Raw genomic sequence first — 19,135 nt, forward strand, 5'->3', positions numbered from 1 at the left:
TAATGCAATCCTCATAAATCGGCTCAATTCCAACTTTGGTCGCAGATTAAAGATGTTCATATGAGCATTGGAATGAGTGGGCCATATGAATCATTTTTTGTGATTTGAATTAGTTAAAAAATAGTCATATAAAAGTGACAAAAATGTAATGACATCATCAGTTAACTGAATTGGTAACGCTCTCTTTCTTTGAAAATAAATGATGGTCCTAGGAAGTGGTTTCCAGAATTTTTCAATGAAATTTTCAGAAATATACGGTAGGGTGTTGTACATGTCACTTGAGCCAGTGCGGCTTTTGCTGACTTGCTTGCTTATCCCGTGGCTTTTGATTCTTGTCGGAGCTCGCAGGATCAAGAGCCTTTGCAAGCCTGTGAGAGTTGAACTGGCATTCATCTCATGACCTAACATCAAGGAGGAATTACAAACGTGAAAATGAAATCAACATGGTTGTTTCGTATGATGATGATGACTGTCATTGCGGCTGTTGTGATCGGACCGATGAATATTGCAGGAGCGGCAGGAAGCCGGACAGACCGGCCCTGGATGAATACGTCCCTTTCGGCTGAAGAACGAACGACGCTGTTGTTGAAGGAAATGACGCTGGAAGAAAAAATAGATTTGGTGACTGGTAAGGTCAACAATTATTATGGATTCTACAATGATCCGATTGAGCGTCTGGGCATCCCGGCGTTGACGATGGCAGACGGCCCTGCGGGTGTACGTATCGCCAATCCGGACGTTCAGAACAAGCAATCTACTGCGCTGCCAGCTCCAATTGCGTTAGCTGCAACATGGGATACCCAAGCTGCCAAACAGTATGGTGATCTGATCGGAGACGAGGCTTTTAATACGACCCATAATGTCGTGCTCGGACCGGGGATGGATATTGCCCGCATTCCATGGGGATCGCGGAACTTTGAATCTATGGGTGAGGACCCGTTGCTGCAATCGCAAATGGCGACCGCTTATGTCAAAGGTGTACAAAGCCATCCTGTGTTGGCCACAGCCAAGCATTATCTTATGAATAATCAGGAGACGGAGCGCTTCACGACGAATGTCAAAGTCAGTGACCGTGCGCTGCATGAAATTTACATACGTCCGTTTCAGGAGGTTATTGCCAAGGCTGATTTGGGAGGGGCGATGTGCTCTTTTAACAAGGTTAACGGCGAGCCTGCTTGTGAGAACAAGACCCTCTTGACGGACCTCTTGAAGAAGGAGCTTCAATTCAAAGGTTTCATAATGAGCGATTACGGTGCGAACCTGAGTACGGTAGAGTCCGCTAATGCGGGCTTGGACCTGGAAACACCGGGTACACCTTTTGGTAAATGGGGAGATCAACTGCTGACTGCTGTCAAGAACGGCAAGGTAAGTGAGAAAACAGTTGATGAGAAGGCTGGGCGTATTTTGGTGCAAATGTTCAGCAAAGGGTTGTTTGATCACCCGGTTCAAAATAATCAGATTGATGCCCGTGACCATGGCAAGACGGCCCGCCAATTGGCTGAGGAGAGCATGGTGCTGCTGCAAAATAAAAATAATACTTTGCCACTTTCCAAGGATAAGCTCAAATCCATTGCTGTTATCGGTCCCGATGCAGATAGCGGCACTGTAGCAGGCGGAGGCAGCTCGTTGGTGAACCCGACGTATACTGTAAGTCCGTTAGAGGGAATCCGCAATCGTGTCGGCAAAGGGGTAACCGTCCAATATGCACCAGGTACAGACCCGATTTCTGCGGGAGACATTATGCCGGGTCCATCGGCTGTGCCATCCTCATTGCTGACCACATCCGACAAAAAAGAGGATATCAGCGTTGGATACGCTACTTATGGAGATGACGAACAGGGACTGCGGGGCGAATACTGGAAGAACAACAAAATGGAGGGCAGTCCGGAGCTTGTACGTAATGATGGTCAGGTCAACATGAATCTTGGATTTTATAATTATCAGGGCTTTAATGCGAAGTCCCCTAAAGTTCCCAATACGCCAACGACACTGAACGGCTTGATATCGGCGCGCTGGACGGGAGCAATTGCAGCACCTAAGGATGGCGATTATGCATTATCTTTAACCAGTTTGGGATCAAGCAAGCTATATCTCGATGACAAGCTATTTGTGGATAATCAGGGCACGAAGCTGGGTACCACGAAGAAAAACATCTCGCTCAAAGCAGGTGAAAAGCACAAGGTGCGGATCGAATATCGTGCCGATTATCCGACAAATGGCCGTGATTCCGGCGGAATGGTTCGTTTCGGCTGGGAACCTCCGGCAGATACGTCAGACAAGCTGATTGACAATGCGGTGAAGCTGGCGAAAAAGTCGGATGTAGCGATTGTCGTCACACGTACTTATGAGAGCGAAGGCTATGTTGAGCGTTCCGATATGGAACTGCCAAACAATCAGGATCGGCTGATCCGTGCGGTTGCCGCGGCGAACCCGAAAACCATTGTTGTGCAAATGAGCGGCAGAGCTGTACAGATGGACACTTGGCAGAATAAAGTTCCCGCCATCGTACAAGCATGGTTTGCTGGTCAAGAGCAGGGGAATGCCATAGCACGCGTTCTGTTCGGGGATGTGAATCCTTCTGGCAAGCTGCCCGTAACCTTCCCGGTTAACGAGCAGTCCACGCCGGTATCCTCACCGGAGAAATTCCCGGGTGTGAACGGAATAGGCGACTATTCGGACGGTATTTTTGTAGGCTACCGGGGATATGAGAAATCGGGAATTCAACCCGCATTCTCCTTCGGATACGGCTTATCCTATACGACCTTTGGCTATAGCGATCTGAAAATAAAACAGCACGCGAGCGGAAATAAATCCAATCGTACGAGCACCGTCGAGGTTTCGCTAAAATTGAAAAACACCGGGAAAACTGCCGGAGCAGAGGTTGTGCAGGTGTACAGTGGGAAGCTTCCGACAAACGTGGAAACTCCATCCCGTCAACTGGCAGGCTGGTCTAAGATCGAGCTGAAGCCGGGCCAGGAGAAGAAGGTCCGCATTGAACTGGACCCGAAGGCTTTATCATACTGGGATGAAAAGTCCAAAGCATGGGTTATGCCGTCCGGTGAAGTGCCGATTTATGTAGGCAGTTCCTCTCAGGATACACGACTGACAGTAAGTGTTACGATTCCGGCAGCTTCTACAGGAAAGGCATCGAAGTAATCCTGTTACAATTGTTTTAAAGTGGTTTATTCAAGAGAGCGCGGGCACAAGCACCGGCTCTCTTTTTGCGGTAGGTATGCAAGGGGGAATTCAAGTGAAAGCTGAAACAGAAGGAAGGCTGAGGACGATGAAGAAACCCCAAAAGCAACGACGTTCCAACATTTGGCTGCTCGTAGCTGCAACTGCGATTTTGGTCTGTGCTATTCTGGTCAGTATCGCTATACGGAATAGCCCTGAGCCGAAAGCAGAAAGTAGCGTCAGCATGTGGCTGACGTCACCGGACCCGGCGAATCGCCTGACCGAGCAAGCTCCGATACATTGGAGTAACGATAATGCTAAAGGCGGCGCAGCCAACTCGAACGTACTGACGGTTGAGGTGAAGCCGGATATTCGTTACCAGACGATGGAGGGGTTCGGCGCAGCGGTATCCGGTTCATCCGCTTATCTCATGAATCACGGCATGTCTCCGGATCAGCGTGACCAGTTACTCAACGATTTGTTTACCGCGAGCGGTATTCAATTGAGCTATATTCGCCACACCATCGGGGCATCCGATTATTCGGTGGATGAACAAGGGCAGCCCAGCAGCTATACCTATGACGATGTGGCATCAGGCAAGGACTATGATCTGAACCACTTTTCCATTACCAAGGATCAGGACGTGACGGATGTGCTAAAGCAAATCGTACGCAGAAATTCTGACCTTCGGATTATGGGAACTCCGTGGACTGCGCCGCCCTGGATGAAATATGGGGAGCAGACGTACAATGGCTGGTATTTGGACTATAACGATCCGCGCGTCTATTCCGCATATGCTGACTATTTTGTACGTTATATTCAGGCTTATGCGAACGAAGGCATTCCGATTCAGGCGATTTCCATTCAAAATGAGCCAGAGTTCACCACGTCCAAGTATCCCAGCATGAGTATGGGGGCAGCCGAGCAGGCAAACTTTATTAAGCAATATTTGGGTCCTGCCTTAAGTCGGAACAAATTGTCCACCCAGATTATTGCTTTTGACCATAACTGGGATACCGGGAGTGATTATGCCCATACAGTGTTGGGAGATGAGCAATCTCAAAGCTATACGCACGGCACGGCCTTTCACTGCTACAAAGGAGAGCCCACAGCGATGACAGACGTGCATAATGCCTTTCCGAACAAGGCTGTGTACATGACAGAATGCAGTGGGGGGCAGTGGAGTCCGGATTTTGGGGATAATTTGAGCTGGGATATGTCCAAGCTGATCATCGGCGCACCACGGAACTGGTCGCAAAATGTTTTGTTCTGGAACGTGGCGCTTGATCCATCCGGTGGCCCGACAAATGGTGGCTGTACCAACTGTCGCGGTGTGGTTACCATTGATCCATTGAGCGGTTCCGTTACTAAAAATGTGGAGTACTATGCGATTGGACATGCCAGCAAATTTGTCCGCCCGGGTGCGGTCCGTATTGATTCCACGCATTACAGCGGAAGTATTGAAACGGTCGCCTACCGTAACCCCGACGGTACCCTTGTCCTGATTGCCGCTAATACGGAAGCGGACGAGCGGACTTTCAAGGTTCGGCAGGGAAGCAAAGTCTTTACCTGCAAGCTTCCTGCCAAATCGGCAGCTACCTTTCAATGGAACTCTTCGGCTTCATAAAAACGCCATTCCTATGAATGCTTAACAGTAGATTTAGAGCGCTCAGCCTATCCGGCTGAGTGCTCTTTTTGTGTGTGCTCCAAAGTTCAAACCACGAAAAGATAAAATTTTAGCATTGTTCAGAATTGGTTCGGGGCCGACCATCACTCAATCGTTCAAAAAGTGAGTGCAGTCACCACAAGTATATTGAACTTATCTGAAATTTTTTTATAATACATAATAGTAACGATTCAGATAGGCGGTGTTCCGCATTGCAAAAGCATGGTTAGACCTTTACGCACAGTTTACGGATTTGTCTGAGGAAGACAAAAAGCGACTAAGTTATATGAAGGCATTCGTGAAGCTCGTTTTCGGAACGGATTAGCATGTGTCCATTGCGGAAGTCTTCGTGTGAAGCGAAATGGAACGTATCGCGAACGTCAACGTTACTTATGTAAGGATTGTAGGAAGAGCTTCAACGATATAAGTGGTACTCCCATTTCTGGCACACACCATCCAGAGAAATGGATGCAAGATAGATGGATGATGGTTCAAGATAATGGGAAGTCTCTAACGATTTGATGGTGTAGCGACTCGCTACTTGGATAATTACCTATTTTGGCATCGTGTCAAAAACCAAATTTCACCACAATACGGTTATTTAAAACTGGCTAATGGATGTTTAGAAAAGTTGTTTCAATTGATGTGGGCTTACAATATACCAAAAAAGTGGGTGAAATATTAGATGGAAATTGATGAAATTATAAGTGTGGTTCCTTACGATGAAAAGTGGAATACTTTATTTCAAAGCGAAAAGGCAAATCTTTTGAAGGCTTTCGGAGAAGACGTTATTGATATACAGCATTTCGGAAGCACATCTGTACAAGGAATGATTGCAAAACCGATTATTGATGTCCTGATTGGTGTAAAAACGATTGAATTGAACAGCTCTGTCACTAAAAATTTAATAGAACTGGGTTATGAAGGATTCGGAGAAATTGGGGTGGGGAGATTATATTTTCGGAAGCGGCAAGAATATTCCTTTAATCTTGCTGTCGTTATTTGGAACGGAGAGCAATGGGTAAATAATCTTCTCATAAGAAATTATTTAAGAGATAATCCAGATGTAGCCAAACATTACTCTGAAAAAAAGCTCAAATCCATAGAGAAAGGATATACTACATTACTTTCTTATTCGGATGAAAAAGCCGATTTCGTATACAATTTACTCGAACAAGCAAAGAAAAACTTTGAATAGGACTAACAGAAACGCTTATACTTCGGCGGTTCTGTCTCGGCATATATAGCAACAATATTTAAGTTAAAATACAAAAATTAACTACAATGTATACATATACATTGTTTAAATTTAGCCCTTTTGGAATCGGCAGTTCCAAGCATTCGTGTATAAAGGAGAAGAATATCCTCATGGATATACAATTACAGTTGGACCCATTGACAGTTGAACGATTAGCAAGCGCGCTTTCAGCACGACCGGGAGTATTTAAGTTGTTTTATGACACAGAGGGCTGTGGATGTAACGGCGTAATTGTCATCTTGGTGGTCACTGCACCCGATGCTACCGATATAGTCATTCAGTCCGAGCCCTATTCTTTTTTTGTAGATCGGCAGCAGGAGCAGCAATTCGACAGCAGAATGAGGCTTGAGGCAGACCCTAATTATCCGTCGTTTAAATTGAGCAGCGATGCGGGCCTATTCAGCAGCAACATTAGAATGAAAGATGTGCGTGTCAAATCGTCTACTTGAAGAGTGCTGGGTGGCTAGGGGAAGTATGTAATGTAAACGGTGACGACTATTGCGAGTATGAAATCCCTTTTTAATAAGTTGGGAATAATACCCAAATAGAGAGCGGTTTTTAATGGAAAAGAATAATCTTGCCCAATTTCAAGAATATCAGGAGAACAAATTTACCAAACGCATTATTCATAAAGAAGCACGAACACGAAACCAGTAGCGAATCCAAAAAGACGAACCTCATCCAGCAAACATGGAGCGAAGTTCGTCTTTTTGGACATATTCACTCAGCTCTCCAAAGAATTAAGTTATGTAGTGGCCTCCTTGCAAGTGGTACAATAACCATTATGACCATTCGAGAAGGACGTTGAGATGATGAAAAACTTGCTCGTTTCGGGCTACCGCGCCCATGAATTGAATATTTTCAACCAAAAGCACGAAGGCATTCCATATATCAAAAAGGCGATCACAGGCAGGCTCATTCCCCTGATTGAAGAAGGACTGGAGTGGATTATTACCCCGGGTCAGTACGGGGTGGATCTGTGGGCCTGTGAAGTGGCAATTTCACTGAAGCAGCAATATCCTCACTTAAAATGCTCCATTATGGTGGCTTATCAAAATATGGAGGAAAAGTGGAAAGAGGACAAAAAGGAGTATTTTCAGCAGATCTGTAAGGGAGTTGACTATGTGGGAGTCGTCAGCCGCCAGCCTTATCAGGGAATATGGCAACTCAAGGCACGGGATGAACTGCTTTTCCGCAAAACCGATGGTTTATTGCTCGTTTATGACGAGGATGCCGGGGAGGGCAGCCCACGTTTTATGAAAGAAATGGCATTAAAAAAACAACAGGCAGAAGGCTATCAATATATCAGCATTAGCTCAGAGGATATCCAAAGCATAGCGGATGAAGAACGATTATTCATGGACCTCTGATTTTTAAAGCATTAGCTCGGATTTTTGAACAAAAAGGACGAATGCGTCCCTTTACTTTTATGTAAGCGCTATCATAAAATTTAAATAACAATAATTTATCAGTCAGATAAAATAAATTTATTGAAAAAATAAACCATGAAAGGAGTTAAGGATTCAGATGAAAAAAAGATTTCGGTATACCGCGTTGCTCTGTCTCGGTGTCATTTTGTGTGGAACAGTCACCCCGATGGATAGCCAGGTCTTTGCTGCTTCTGCGAGGCAAATGGAAAAGCTGAACCGTGGAGCCGTTGCGGTCAAGGTGCCGGAGGGCGTGCTGGTGAGCTGGCGTTTGCTGGGCACGGAAGCGGATTTGGTCAGCTTCAATCTGTATAGAGGGACAAGCAAGGTCAATGATGCGCCGATTACGTCGAAAACCAACTTTTTGGACAAGGCAGGTACGGCTTCCTCTTCGTACACGGTTCGTGCCGTAGTGAATGGAGCAGAACAGGCTGCTTCTCAGGCAGTGAAGGTTTGGAGCAACAACTATCTGGATGTTCCCATCCAGCAGCCTGCGGGCGGTACAACCCCGGATAATGTGAGCTACACGTACAATGCCAATGACGCCAGTGTAGGTGATCTGGATGGGGATGGCGAGTATGAGATTGTGTTAAAATGGGACCCTTCCAATGCCAAGGACAATTCGCAATCCGGCTACACGGGAAATGTATTTTTGGACGGCTACAAGCTGGATGGAACACGCAAATGGCGAATCGACTTGGGCCGGAACATTCGGGCTGGAGCGCACTACACGCAATTTCTCGTTTATGATTTTGACGGAGACGGCAAAGCAGAAATCGTATGCAAAACAGCAGACAGCACTAAAGATGGCACAGGGGTGACCATCGGCAACGCCTCGGCGGATTATCGCAATGCCAGTGGTTATATTTTGGATGGGCCTGAATTTCTGACCGTGTTCTCGGGCGATACGGGCAAAGCACTTAGCACGATTGACTATGTGCCGCCACGGGGAACGGTATCTAGCTGGGGAGATAATTATGGCAACCGGGTGGACCGTTTTCTCGCCGGGGTTGCTTATCTGGATGGCGTGCGGCCCAGCATTGTGATGGCACGGGGTTATTACACCCGGACGGTTCTGGTCGCGTACGATTGGCGTAATGGTAGCTTGAATCGACGTTGGACCTTTGATAGCAACGGTTCGACCAATGCTGGAACCGCTGGACAGGGCAACCATAGCTTGAGTGTGGCGGATGTGGATGGAGACGATAAGGATGAAATTGTGTACGGTTCGCTGGTGGTGGACGATAACGGAGCGAAGCTGGCTAACACGGGCATGGGACACGGGGATGCACTTCATGTTGGAGATTTGGACCCGGACCGTTCAGGCTATGAAGTGTTTAAGGTAAACGAGGACAAAAATGCGATTTATGGCGCTGCTATGTATGATCCGCGTAATGGAAACATTTTATGGGGCGTAAATACAGGCAAGGATACCGGAAGAGGCATGTCGGCAGACATTGATCCGCGTACAAAAGGAAACGAGCAATGGGCGCCGGGGATCGGTGTGCGTTCGGCTAAAGGAGAGCTTATTACGAATACGCTACCGTCCTCCATTAACTTTGGAATTTGGTGGGATGGCGACCTGCTGCGTGAACTGCTGGATCATACCTCGTCAAGCGCTGGTAAAATCGACAAGTGGAACTATACCAACTCGACCACTTCCAATTTGCTTACGGCTACAGGCACCAGCTCCAATAACGGAACGAAAGGAACACCGTCCTTGCAGGCCGATCTGTTCGGCGACTGGCGCGAGGAGGTGATTTGGCGCAAAAGCGACAATTCGGCGTTGCGTATCTACACAACACCGTATGAGTCAGAGTATCGTTTTTATACACTTATGCATAATCCGTTGTATCGTCTGAGTATAGCGTGGCAGAACGTGGCCTATAATCAGCCGCCACACACTGGGTTTTATCTGGGAGAAGGGATGTCCAAGCCCGCGCAGCCAAATATATACACCCCTTGATTTACAGGGCGGTTTGGAGGTCGAAATGAAACAGTGAATGAACCAAAAAACGAAAGGGCCCCGGGTTGAGCGGAGCTCTTTTTGTCATGGCATTATTTAGTAGATCGGATAAGGTGTGTTATTCATATTCCCGCAGGAATCTACCGATAAAATACAAAGTAACACACATTTTCTATGAATGACAACAATAGAAGGAGCGCATGACGAATGGGGAAAAAAGTGTTGATTGGTTTTGCTATATTTATGGGCGTCATTATTTTATTTTGCGTGATTACGGTAGGTTCGATCTGGAGTCACCGGAATACGGCTGTGAAGCTGGAAGGAAGAATTGAGGCTCAATATCTATCGAACCAGTCCAACTACGATAATATGTGGAAGAAATTTAAGGAAATGACGCAGGTCACGGATTTACAGGCTGGACAGGTCAAAGAGGTATATACCGGGATGATTACCGGACGATATAATGATACGAATTTGCTGTATCAGGCGGTGCATGAACAAAATCCCCGTTTGGCTACATCTGTTTATACGGATCTACAGCGTGAAATTGCTGCTAGTCGCCAACAGTTTGATAACAACCAGAAGCAAATGATGGATATCGTTCGGGAATATAACACGTATATCAAGGTACATTTTATTATGGCTTCCCTGACTAATATGAAAACATATGATATGTCCCAATATATCGTAACTTCAGACCAAACCGAAGATGCTTTTACCAAGAAGAAAGCGGATGAAATCCGTCTGAAATAGGGGGATCATTTTATGTATTGGTTTATCCCTCTGATCATATTCGTGGGGTTGATTCCAGTGAAGCTACTGACCGGGACCCGCTGGAAAACGATCATTTGGACTGCTATTTTCAGTGCTGTATTGACGGCTGTGACCATCTATATTGATTTCCGAATAGAGACATGGGATACCGAGGTGTGGTCCGGCAAAGTCACGGATTGGCACCATAAGGAGGAATGGGATGAGTGGCATCCACCTAGGAAAAGCTGTAGTAAAGACAGTAATGGTAAAGAGAAGTGTACGAGACATAGCGGCTACTGGGAGCATCATAAAGCGGAAAACTCCATTTATACCACAGATGACGGATGGATTCGCGTGTATCGTGCGCCTGATGGCAGCACGTTTGGGGATAGCTGGCCCAACAATACCGCAACACTGAAATGGTTCTGGCCCTATGGCACACCGAGTGCTTCGACGCATCATTATATGAACAAAGTACAGGCTTCCTATTCCATTTTCAGACATAAAGATATAGATGTGGAGCAATACTCCGACCTGCCGGAATACCCCAAGGTTGTGCTTAATTATATCGATGTTAACCGTATTATCGGTCAAGTTCCTAACAAAGCAAAGGCATTACGTATGTTGGCGAGCATGAACACTGAACTGAACAAGCCTGTACCCAACTCGGAAAAACCGGGAAAAACGAAGTCATGGAAGCAGGTCAATTTGATTTTTGTTAATGTGGGCTTGAATAAAACTCAGGACTATGGCTTCGCGCTTCAGGACAAATGGGAAGGCGGGAACAAAAACGATTTTGTCGTAGCCTTCTCTACCAACGAAAACAATGAACTGCTATGGGTCTACCCGTTTTCGTGGAGTGAAGTGGAACTGCTAAAAATAGAGGTCCGTGATTACATGATGAGTGTACACCAGATCACCGATTTTGTACCCATTGTCAAGAAGGTAGGAAACTTGGTGGCAGCCCGCTTTGTGCGCAAGTCTTTTTCCGATTTTGATTATTTGCAGATTGATATTAGCTTGGGAGGATGGGTTTCCATATGCGCTCTTAATCTGATGCTGGTGGGCTTATACTGCCAGAATGTTATGGAGCAAAAAAGAGAACGACAGCTTCGGGAGCAGGGAGTTACAGGCTAGATGTGGCATCACCTTTGCAGCCTTCTTTTTCAGAAGAGAGCAACGTATGATTTTCATAGAAAAGGGAACATTAGTTCTTATTAGTGAAATATACGTATGAAAAAGGAGGCGGGATATGTGACTTCTCTAACGACCGAAGGTATGATTGCGCTCGTAACCAATGTCGGATTCCCTGCTGCATTAAGTCTGATTCTGTTAAAATACATTCTTGTCACCCTCAGCCGCAGATTGGAGCAGCTTGACCGATCTGTTAAGCAACTGTCACGATCCCTGAAAGAGGTGGAGGCAAAGCAGGTGAAGCAGCCAAATGAACCGTGCCCGACAAATACGGACAAACTTCGTGCAGAATGAACAATAAAGGCAAATAGAAACAATTTAGCAACCCAATTGTGGCAGGGGATTCTTATAATAGAAACGTGTGCAGTTTATGCAGGTATATGATTATGGAGGTGCATAGAATGATGAAAACAGGTATGAAAATAAATACGAAGCTATCCGCGCTGTGCATCGCAGCCGCACTTATGAGCGTCGCGCAGGCCGCCGCCGCCGCGCCCGTCGTGACCGCTCCAGCGGAAGCGACGCAGCCGGGCGTTGCCAGTCCGGCCGCCGCCGCCCCAGGCCAGGTGCCAGCACCAGCAGCATCTGCGTCGGTTACGACGCCGGCCCCGGCAGAAGCGCCGTCGGTTCCAGCTACATCGGCTCCGGCCACAGCCGCCGATTCCGCCAAAGCCGCTACACCAGCAGCTCCGTCTGCGCCAGCACCGCGCCCTGCTTCAGTAACGCCAGCGGCTGCTCCGTCCGTACCGTCGACTGCCAAGCCGTCGAAGCCGCAGCAGCCGTCCACTTCGGCGCCAGCAGCAGCCGCGGCTGCCAGCGTGAAGCCAACGCAGCTGGATAAGCTGAATCATGAGAGCGCCATTCCGCTCGTGCTGGAGGCGCAGTCACGTTATCTGTACGCGATCAGCGGTGGCAGCTCGGTGGGCGAATCGTTCCAGTGGAACGGCAAAAGCTACCGCTACCTGTCCGAGGATATCGGCACAAAGACCAAGCTGACCAGCTATCTGACGCAGGCCTACACCAAGCAGGCCAGTGAGCAATTTGTTGGAAAATTTTTCGTTGAAATTAACGGAAAACTAGCTCAGCTGGACGCAGATGGTGGTAACCTGCTGGAGTTCAACCGGGCTACAGCGAAAATGGTGACGATGACCCCGGTTAAGCGCAGCTATCTGCTGACCGTGCCTTATCCGGCAGGAACCAAGCAGGCGAACGAGAAAATCACCGTGAATTTTGAAAAGGTCGGCAGCTACTGGAAAATCAGCTCCGCGCCGCATATCATTTTCTAAATTAAGATTTTGCAACGTTATTCTCAAATGGGGTAAAGTGAGGTTGAGGCTTGTTTCGTAAGTCCCAATTCAAGGCAGGGGAGTGCTGTGCAATGATGACACCCATCAAGGTAAAAGACGTTAAGGATATTGAAAAAATCAATCAAATCGTTTCGAATTATACCTATGATATTTGGATTCATGGCAAAAGCGGCATGGCAGATGCCAAATCCATTTTGGGCATGTATGTGCTAAAGCTGGATGAACCGCTGACTCTGGTGGTGCCCGACACCGTCAATCCCAAAAAGCTGTTTAAGGAGCTGGAGGAATTTATTCATTTTCCTGCTCAAGAAAGATAACAGACAAGTGAACACCTGTAGACGCTGCATGCTCTAACTAAAAATAATGCAAAGAAGCCGTGGAATGCTTAGATTCCACGGCTTCTTTTTTAATGCTCCTCCTCGTCCAAAAACGGGAGATTCACCGAATAGTACATCACACCCATCAGCAGCACACCGCCAACCAGATTCCCGAGCGTAACCGGAACAAGGTTATGGATCACACCAGCAACAGAGACCGTACCCGGATGGTCCAGCACGAGCGCAATGGCGAAAGTACACATATTAGCCACACTATGCTCATATCCCGAAATGAAAAAGCAGAACACGAACAGCATCATCGCAAACATCTTCGCGCCATTTTCCTTCATAAACATCGGAACAAAAAAGGCAAGGCAGACCAGCCAGTTACACAAAATAGCTCGGAAGAACAGCTGCATTGCGGGCGCTTCCATCTTATGCTCCACCACGTTCAGCAAAAAACTGTTCACATTGGAGGACTCAAACAGCCCAGTTAAGAAAATAAGGAGTGCGAACACCCCGGCACCCAGCAAATTACCGCCATAGCTGGCAGCCCACAGCCGAAGCACCTGTCCCCAGCGGAGCTTTTTACGGAGCGCAGCATAGGTGTAATAAAAGGTGTTGCCTGTAAACAAATCCCCGCCGCCGTAAGCGATCAGAATGATGGCCGCCCCGAACGTGAGCGCTGCCATAGGATAAGTGAATGGAGAATGCTCCATGTAAAAAAAGTTGCCCGTCTTGAAGGCCACAATAACGCCGAACCCGATGAACATACTCGCCAGCATGGAACGAGCCAAATACCGGAGCAGGCTTTGCTTGTAAATTTTGTACTTCTTCATGGCTAGCTGTTCGACATTGCGTAAGCCTTCCGTCTCCATATCCAACGACAACCTCCTATTTTCTCGGATGTAAGTCTTTAAACAGACCTTATTTTTCCCTAAACATTGCCCAGTCAGTCAGCAATCCTGTTAGCTTATAACAAACCAAGCTTTTGCAGCCCGTACAAAATGCCGTCTTCATCTGCGCGTTTCGTGACCATTTTAGCTGCGGCTTTGGCTTCATCACAACCGTTACCCATTGCGACACTATTATGTACAGCCGTCAGCATTTCCACATCGTTCAAACCGTCGCCAAAAGCGTATTGATTTTCATCGGCAATGCCCAGTCTGGACGTAATTTCGCGGATGCCTATTGCTTTGGAGCCAGCGTGAGGAACAACGTCCACAGAACTCGGATGCCAGCGTACAAAGTCAAAAGCTTTGAATACCGCTTCATAGAAGGGTTCTTCTTCTACCGTACACATCAACAGCGTCTGATAAATATCTCTTCCCTGGAAATAAAGCGGATCGTATCCAACCGAAAGCTTGGCCTTGAACGTTTGAAGCGATTTTTCTACAAGCTCATCGTTAGGAATATTAGCCTTCATATTGGCATGATCCATATATACGATCGCATGATTATGTGTGAGGGCCAGATCAGTCATCGCTTGCAAAGCTTCTCTGTTCAACGGATTGGTAGCAACCACTTCTCCCCGAAGCACGACATATTGCCCATTAAAGCTGACGTAAGAATCAATTTCCAGCTGCTCACGGATTTCCTTGAACATAAAAGGCGCGCGTCCTGTGGCAATGGCTACCTCATGCCCTTGCTCTTTCAAAGCAAAGACAGCCTTTTCAGCCGTTAGTGGCATTTTTTTGTCATCGTCCAGTAATGTACCGTCGATATCGAAAAAGATAATTTTTTTGTCTGACATGTTCTTACACCTGACTTTCAATAATGTATTGTCGAAATTAACTCATATGGATTCATTATATCAAAGGAACTGCTTCTGAATACACAAATACGTATAAATCCTCATGAATGTCTGACTTCTATAGCTTACAATATGAAATAAGGATTACTGTAAAATATAATGCCTATCTCCTATTTTCATAGACGGGATGTGATCATCATGACGAAAATCCAAGTCACACCGGAGCAGTTGGATAGCGTGGCCTCCCAATTTGCCAATGCCCACGGAACACTGAATAACCAGTTAAACGGCCTGGATAACACTATGAACAACCTTCACAGCCAGTGGGACGGTATGGAGAGAAATCGTTTTTATAACGACTATCGGACGGCTAAATATACGCTTTCTTCCGTGTTAAACAAGGTTCAATCCATTGAAATTGAGCTGAAAAGCATCGCTTCGAAGTTTAGAAATGCGGATGACAATCCGCGTGGCTTCTGGACCGCGCTGGCGGCGGCTATGAGCGCTAGTGCAGCGCTGGAGAGCGGTGGAGTAGCTGGAAACCATGCTGGGGATGCCTCCAAGTCGCCCAAAAACATAGATGATTGGGATCAGGCTGACGCCGATAAATACCAGCAATATGAGAAACTCCTGAAAGATGCCGAGGCGATTGGAGACAAGCAGGTCATGCAGAAAATCCACGACCAGATGAACGTCCTGCGGCTGCAATATGAGGATTCGGTTACCCGCACAGATTACAATACAGGAGAAACGTCCAAGATCACATCCGATTCTCTCGTCGCCGTCACCGAGCTGACAGGTAAGGATGGCACGAAAACGGATATTTCTATAGATAAAAAAGGAAATATTGTAAGCTACGAGCAAAATAACGACAAATACGATTACTGGGTCCAAGAGCATACCCAATCGGCCGGAGAGCACGCTCTGGGTAAAACGGCCCAGACCGTCACCGGGTATGGAATAGGCCTTATTTTGTCGCGTGGGACTGGCGTTGGTGGCGCAGGTTCGAGCATTAGTTCCGGCGCAGCCTCCGGCTGGGGAGAGCACGTCGTCGGCATCGGTGGCGGCATGATCAGTGACAAGGTGCTATTCTCTGTACCGGAAGAAGGCGAAACCCGCACCATGATCTACCGAACCGACAAGGAAACCGGACATATCGAAAACATGATCATCGTCACCAAAGGTGAGAATGAAATGGAATACCGCTATTGGGAGGACTATAACTAGAAGTGGTCCAGGGTTTGAAACGACATTAGCAACGCGAATAGGAGTATCTATACAATCTACAGTCTTTTTTTCTGGAACGGTGAGCGGCAGTTGGAAACTGTAAAACTCGCTAGCTGGAGAAGTCTGTAGATTTTTTGTTTCTTATATAGAAAAAAGCGCAGTGACTTCCGCTGAATTGGAAGCTGCGCCTTATTGCTACTTAATATTTACTGAGCTTCCCCGTTCAAATAACGATAAAAGGGAGCATCCACCCAGAAGTGGTAGCTTTCCACCTCTACACCTGGCTTGATCTTACGTAAGCCATCGGCAATGGAGGAGGCCTTGTCCGTGAGCGAAAAAGACTGGGCGTAATAGCGTCCCGCGCTGACCCGGTTGTTCGCAATCTCCGTGTAGGCTGAACCGGGGGAGGACAGGGAGTAATAGAGCGGCTGCCACCAGGACTGAGCGATCAGGCCGGCTTGGTCTTTGCTGTTCTTTTTGGCGTATTGGTTGATGATGGTGTCAAAACGATTCTTCTGCCCGATCGTCGCAAATTCGAGAGCCAAGTCATACTCCTTGGAGTAGGCGATGTAGTTACCGTTGTTGATTTGTACGACTTTATAGTCTTCGGTCTGGGCAGGCTGTCCCCATTCTTTCAAGTATACAAAAGCCGAAGTTTTTGGCTCTAGCTGTACATTGGCTTGAATACCCTCGCTGCGAAGCAGCCCGATCAGCTGGATCGCGTGCTTGAGATTGCTGTGTCCATAGGTGAGGGACAGCTTCGGATCAAAATGGGCATCATAGCGGCTGTCCTTGATATTGTAGCCTGTGAACAGATTCTGCTGAAGTCCTGCGTCGAACAGGGCTTGCAGCTCCGGGGATTGGACGAGTATCTGTGTAAAATAGGCCTGATGGATTTTAGCAAAAATATCGTCATCCTGTACTTGACCGATGGTATTTTTGTATTCGCCGTGGAATGCTAGCACACGGCTCAGCACCTCGGTGGTGAATGACGCATCGGCTTGCTCGTCCGGCTGGAAGGAGGACAGCACGCTTTGCGGCAGCAGTCCTGTATCTACAGCGACTGCCAGATCCTTCGAGGCCGCCAGACGGGTCTCAGCAGTTCCAGCCAATGTACGAATCCCCGATTTAGTCAGCACAGCCTGCGCTTTATCCTCAGAATATGTAGCAGCCAATTCAGTCAATCCGGCGGCTTTTACAGCTATACGGATCGCGTCATTTTGTGACAGGGGGACGGACGGTTTTACGTCAGTGTTATCCAGTATACCTTCTGCATACAGTGCTGCCGCTTGGGTATACAACGGGTCATTTGAATTTAAGCCTGTAAAGGCGGTTTTTTTGTCCGCAGAAGCTGTACTTGAGCTGTTCAGGTTCAGCACGGTGGCAAGAGCAGCGATATATTCCCCCTTTGTCGGGGTTGAGGATAGTTGGATGTTAAAACGGTCCTTTAGATAGGTGAGCTGGTTGTCCGGATCAGTAATATTGCTTGAATCGGAGATGCTTACTTGCTGGACGACCGGGGCTGCCGCGGGCGCGGCATAGGAATCAATAGGACTGGAAAAGGCAGCAATGAGTAGGGCGGCGGATAGTGGGATCATTCTCCAAGAGGATAGTCTTAGGTTGGCAAAAGGTGCGGTCATGTGAAATTTCCTCCTAAATAGGCTATACTATTTTATATTATTCCTAGCGAAATACTTGTAATTTGATAGAATAATAGCTTGTTCCTCTCAAACTGTCAATCTATCTTAAATGTATTTAGCCACAATCCATATAATCATACCCGCGAGGTATCTATGGACTTGCAATTAGGGTACCAAATGATAGATGATGGAAGAGGGCCTTTTAGCAGAAAATAGGGCTAAAGATAGAGAGGATACCGACAAAAAATAGACCGGATTTACCGTATTTTTGTATATTATTGTAGAAAAAGATCGTAATTCAGGTTATAGTAAAGGGAGAAATTAACTAGGATGCGTTTCACCCAAATACGATTTTGTGGAGGGAAACATGAGTACATTTAAAAATTGGCTAAACACGACTAAAAAGGATCTTGGAGACCAAGTTAAGAAGTTTAAAAATAAAGATTTCATGGAAGCTGTTGTTGCGGGTTGTGCGCTGGTAGCCTTTGCTGATGGTACCATTAGTCCGGAAGAGAAATCAAAGATGGCCGGATACATAAATCTCAGTGAAGAATTGAAAGTGTTTGATATGGGAGAGGTCATTAGCCGTTTCAATCACTATGTAGCGAACTTTGAATTTTCGCCTGAAATCGGCAAACAGGAAGCACTCAAAGCGATTGGCAAATTGAAAGGCAAGCCTGAAGTGGGCCGACTCGTCGTTGGCGTATGTAGTGCCATTGGTGCTGCTGACGGTGACTTTGATGCAGATGAACAACGAATTGTCGCTGAAATTTGCGGTGCGCTGGGTTTGAATCCGTCTGAATTTAGTCTGTAAATTTTACGGAAGGGAGGTGTGTTAATCAGTGGCTGTAATTAATCTGGTTAAGGGCCAGAAAATTGATTTGACCAAAGGAAACGCAGGTCTAACCAAAGTTATTGCCGGATTGGGATGGGACCCGGTGCAGTCCAAAGGATTTTTTGGCATCAAGAAGCAACCAAATATTGATTGTGACGCTTCTGCCATTTTACTGGACGCAAACGGAAAACTGACTCAATCGGATAACGTAGTATGCTTCCACAATAAAAAAAGCCCATGCGGCTCTATCGTACATTCCGGTGATAATTTGACTGGACAAGGTGACGGTGATGATGAACAAATTGTGATTGACTTGGCACGTATTCCTGCCAGTGTCCACAAAGTGCTTGTTGTTGTAAATATATATGATTGCGTAAACCGGAAACAGGATTTTGGCATGATCGAGAAAGCGTATATCCGCATTCTGGACGGTGCTAATTCCAAGGAACTGGTGACGTTTAATTTATCTGATAATTATGAAGGGCTGACTGCATTGGTTTGTGGAGAACTCTATCGTCATAACGACGAATGGAAGTTTGCTGCCATCGGTGAAGGTACGAATGCCGTACATATTGATGTGCTGGCTCAGCGCTACATGTAATTTTATTTTACGAATAC

At 46.8% G+C, this 19,135-nt stretch carries 17 protein-coding genes and 1 pseudogene; 15 read left to right on the forward strand and 3 right to left on the reverse strand.

Going from position 1 to position 19,135, the window contains the following annotated elements; all coding sequences use genetic code 11:
* Nucleotides 1-426: 426 nt before the first annotated feature.
* The 12 genes and pseudogenes from QMK20_RS04475 to QMK20_RS04530 all read left to right on the forward strand — a co-directional run bounded on the left by QMK20_RS04475 (nucleotide 427) and on the right by QMK20_RS04530 (nucleotide 13,062).
* On the forward strand, nucleotides 427-3,156 hold the full coding sequence (locus QMK20_RS04475) for a glycoside hydrolase family 3 C-terminal domain-containing protein (protein ID WP_349361916.1): 2,730 nt from the start codon (nucleotides 427-429) through the stop codon (nucleotides 3,154-3,156).
* A gap of 127 nt (nucleotides 3,157-3,283) precedes the next feature.
* On the forward strand, nucleotides 3,284-4,801 hold the full coding sequence (locus QMK20_RS04480) for a glycoside hydrolase family 30 protein (protein WP_283654761.1): 1,518 nt from the start codon (nucleotides 3,284-3,286) through the stop codon (nucleotides 4,799-4,801).
* A 324-nt stretch (nucleotides 4,802-5,125) separates the two neighbouring features.
* A pseudogene (locus QMK20_RS04485) lies at nucleotides 5,126-5,335 on the forward strand (transposase); the annotation flags it as partial.
* A 190-nt stretch (nucleotides 5,336-5,525) separates the two neighbouring features.
* Nucleotides 5,526-6,038 carry a GrpB family protein gene (locus QMK20_RS04490; RefSeq protein WP_283654762.1) on the forward strand — a complete coding sequence of 171 codons (513 nt, stop codon included), beginning with the start codon at nucleotides 5,526-5,528 and terminating at the stop codon, nucleotides 6,036-6,038.
* 170 nt (nucleotides 6,039-6,208) lie between these two features.
* The gene (locus QMK20_RS04495; RefSeq protein WP_283654763.1) at nucleotides 6,209-6,547 is read left to right on the forward strand and encodes an iron-sulfur cluster biosynthesis family protein; all 339 of its coding nucleotides are present in this window, start codon (nucleotides 6,209-6,211) and stop codon (nucleotides 6,545-6,547) included.
* A 363-nt stretch (nucleotides 6,548-6,910) separates the two neighbouring features.
* Nucleotides 6,911-7,468, forward strand: a complete 558-nt coding sequence (locus QMK20_RS04500) for an SLOG family protein (RefSeq protein ID WP_283656200.1) — start codon at nucleotides 6,911-6,913, stop codon at nucleotides 7,466-7,468.
* Nucleotides 7,469-7,625: 157 nt separating this feature from the next.
* Nucleotides 7,626-9,491, forward strand: a complete 1,866-nt coding sequence (locus QMK20_RS04505) for a rhamnogalacturonan lyase (protein ID WP_404580113.1) — start codon at nucleotides 7,626-7,628, stop codon at nucleotides 9,489-9,491.
* A 207-nt stretch (nucleotides 9,492-9,698) separates the two neighbouring features.
* Nucleotides 9,699-10,244, forward strand: coding sequence for a LemA family protein (locus tag QMK20_RS04510; RefSeq protein ID WP_014279991.1), 546 nt, complete (start codon nucleotides 9,699-9,701; stop codon nucleotides 10,242-10,244).
* A gap of 12 nt (nucleotides 10,245-10,256) precedes the next feature.
* Nucleotides 10,257-11,381, forward strand: coding sequence for a hypothetical protein (locus QMK20_RS04515; protein WP_283654764.1), 1,125 nt, complete (start codon nucleotides 10,257-10,259; stop codon nucleotides 11,379-11,381).
* A 117-nt stretch (nucleotides 11,382-11,498) separates the two neighbouring features.
* Nucleotides 11,499-11,732 carry a hypothetical protein gene (locus tag QMK20_RS04520; protein ID WP_283654765.1) on the forward strand — a complete coding sequence of 78 codons (234 nt, stop codon included), beginning with the start codon at nucleotides 11,499-11,501 and terminating at the stop codon, nucleotides 11,730-11,732.
* A 122-nt stretch (nucleotides 11,733-11,854) separates the two neighbouring features.
* Nucleotides 11,855-12,724, forward strand: a complete 870-nt coding sequence (locus tag QMK20_RS04525; RefSeq protein ID WP_349361950.1) for a DL-endopeptidase inhibitor IseA family protein — start codon at nucleotides 11,855-11,857, stop codon at nucleotides 12,722-12,724.
* Between the two features lie 92 nt (nucleotides 12,725-12,816).
* On the forward strand, nucleotides 12,817-13,062 hold the full coding sequence (locus QMK20_RS04530; RefSeq protein WP_283654767.1) for an HPr family phosphocarrier protein: 246 nt from the start codon (nucleotides 12,817-12,819) through the stop codon (nucleotides 13,060-13,062).
* Nucleotides 13,063-13,151: 89 nt separating this feature from the next.
* Here the strand turns inward: QMK20_RS04530 and QMK20_RS04535 are convergent, their stop codons facing one another.
* Both QMK20_RS04535 and QMK20_RS04540 read right to left on the reverse strand, forming a co-directional pair.
* Nucleotides 13,152-13,940 (reverse strand): formate/nitrite transporter family protein, encoded by a 789-nt coding sequence (locus QMK20_RS04535; RefSeq protein WP_283656202.1) that lies wholly within the window; start codon nucleotides 13,938-13,940, stop codon nucleotides 13,152-13,154.
* A gap of 95 nt (nucleotides 13,941-14,035) precedes the next feature.
* Entirely contained in the window at nucleotides 14,036-14,815 is a 780-nt protein-coding gene (locus tag QMK20_RS04540; protein ID WP_283654768.1) for a Cof-type HAD-IIB family hydrolase, read from the reverse strand.
* A 198-nt stretch (nucleotides 14,816-15,013) separates the two neighbouring features.
* Between QMK20_RS04540 and QMK20_RS04545 the strand changes: the two genes are divergently transcribed.
* Complete coding sequence (locus tag QMK20_RS04545; protein ID WP_283654769.1) at nucleotides 15,014-16,042, forward strand: WXG100 family type VII secretion target; 1,029 nt, start codon at nucleotides 15,014-15,016, stop codon at nucleotides 16,040-16,042.
* Nucleotides 16,043-16,248: 206 nt separating this feature from the next.
* Here QMK20_RS04545 and QMK20_RS04550 read toward each other — a convergent pair whose 3' ends face one another.
* The gene (locus tag QMK20_RS04550) at nucleotides 16,249-17,682 is read right to left on the reverse strand and encodes a hypothetical protein (RefSeq protein WP_283654770.1); all 1,434 of its coding nucleotides are present in this window, start codon (nucleotides 17,680-17,682) and stop codon (nucleotides 16,249-16,251) included.
* Between the two features lie 367 nt (nucleotides 17,683-18,049).
* Here QMK20_RS04550 and QMK20_RS04555 point away from each other — a divergent pair, with 367 nt between their 5' ends.
* Nucleotides 18,050-18,496 (forward strand): tellurite resistance TerB family protein, encoded by a 447-nt coding sequence (locus QMK20_RS04555; RefSeq protein ID WP_283654771.1) that lies wholly within the window; start codon nucleotides 18,050-18,052, stop codon nucleotides 18,494-18,496.
* A gap of 28 nt (nucleotides 18,497-18,524) precedes the next feature.
* Entirely contained in the window at nucleotides 18,525-19,118 is a 594-nt protein-coding gene (locus QMK20_RS04560) for a TerD family protein (RefSeq protein WP_283654772.1), read from the forward strand.
* The last annotated feature ends 17 nt before the right edge of the window (nucleotides 19,119-19,135 follow it).

It is taken from the genome of Paenibacillus sp. RC334 (genome assembly GCF_030034735.1).
In the GTDB taxonomy this organism is placed as follows: domain Bacteria; phylum Bacillota; class Bacilli; order Paenibacillales; family Paenibacillaceae; genus Paenibacillus; species Paenibacillus terrae_A.

Excerpts from the sequence above, each read along its gene's own strand:
- QMK20_RS04480 (WP_283654761.1), top strand. The coding sequence starts at position 3,284 with ATGAAGAAACCCCAAAAGCAACGACGTTCCAACATTTGGCTGCTCGTA.
- QMK20_RS04490 (WP_283654762.1), top strand. The coding sequence starts at position 5,526 with ATGGAAATTGATGAAATTATAAGTGTGGTTCCTTACGATGAAAAGTGG.
- QMK20_RS04495 (WP_283654763.1), top strand. The coding sequence starts at position 6,209 with ATGGATATACAATTACAGTTGGACCCATTGACAGTTGAACGATTAGCA.
- QMK20_RS04500 (WP_283656200.1), top strand. The coding sequence starts at position 6,911 with ATGAAAAACTTGCTCGTTTCGGGCTACCGCGCCCATGAATTGAATATT.
- QMK20_RS04505 (WP_404580113.1), top strand. The coding sequence starts at position 7,626 with ATGAAAAAAAGATTTCGGTATACCGCGTTGCTCTGTCTCGGTGTCATT.
- QMK20_RS04510 (WP_014279991.1), top strand. The coding sequence starts at position 9,699 with ATGGGGAAAAAAGTGTTGATTGGTTTTGCTATATTTATGGGCGTCATT.
- QMK20_RS04515 (WP_283654764.1), top strand. The coding sequence starts at position 10,257 with ATGTATTGGTTTATCCCTCTGATCATATTCGTGGGGTTGATTCCAGTG.
- QMK20_RS04525 (WP_349361950.1), top strand. The coding sequence starts at position 11,855 with ATGAAAATAAATACGAAGCTATCCGCGCTGTGCATCGCAGCCGCACTT.
- QMK20_RS04530 (WP_283654767.1), top strand. The coding sequence starts at position 12,817 with ATGATGACACCCATCAAGGTAAAAGACGTTAAGGATATTGAAAAAATC.
- QMK20_RS04535 (WP_283656202.1), bottom strand. The coding sequence starts at position 13,940 with ATGGAGACGGAAGGCTTACGCAATGTCGAACAGCTAGCCATGAAGAAG.
- QMK20_RS04540 (WP_283654768.1), bottom strand. The coding sequence starts at position 14,815 with ATGTCAGACAAAAAAATTATCTTTTTCGATATCGACGGTACATTACTG.
- QMK20_RS04545 (WP_283654769.1), top strand. The coding sequence starts at position 15,014 with ATGACGAAAATCCAAGTCACACCGGAGCAGTTGGATAGCGTGGCCTCC.
- QMK20_RS04550 (WP_283654770.1), bottom strand. The coding sequence starts at position 17,682 with ATGACCGCACCTTTTGCCAACCTAAGACTATCCTCTTGGAGAATGATC.
- QMK20_RS04555 (WP_283654771.1), top strand. The coding sequence starts at position 18,050 with ATGAGTACATTTAAAAATTGGCTAAACACGACTAAAAAGGATCTTGGA.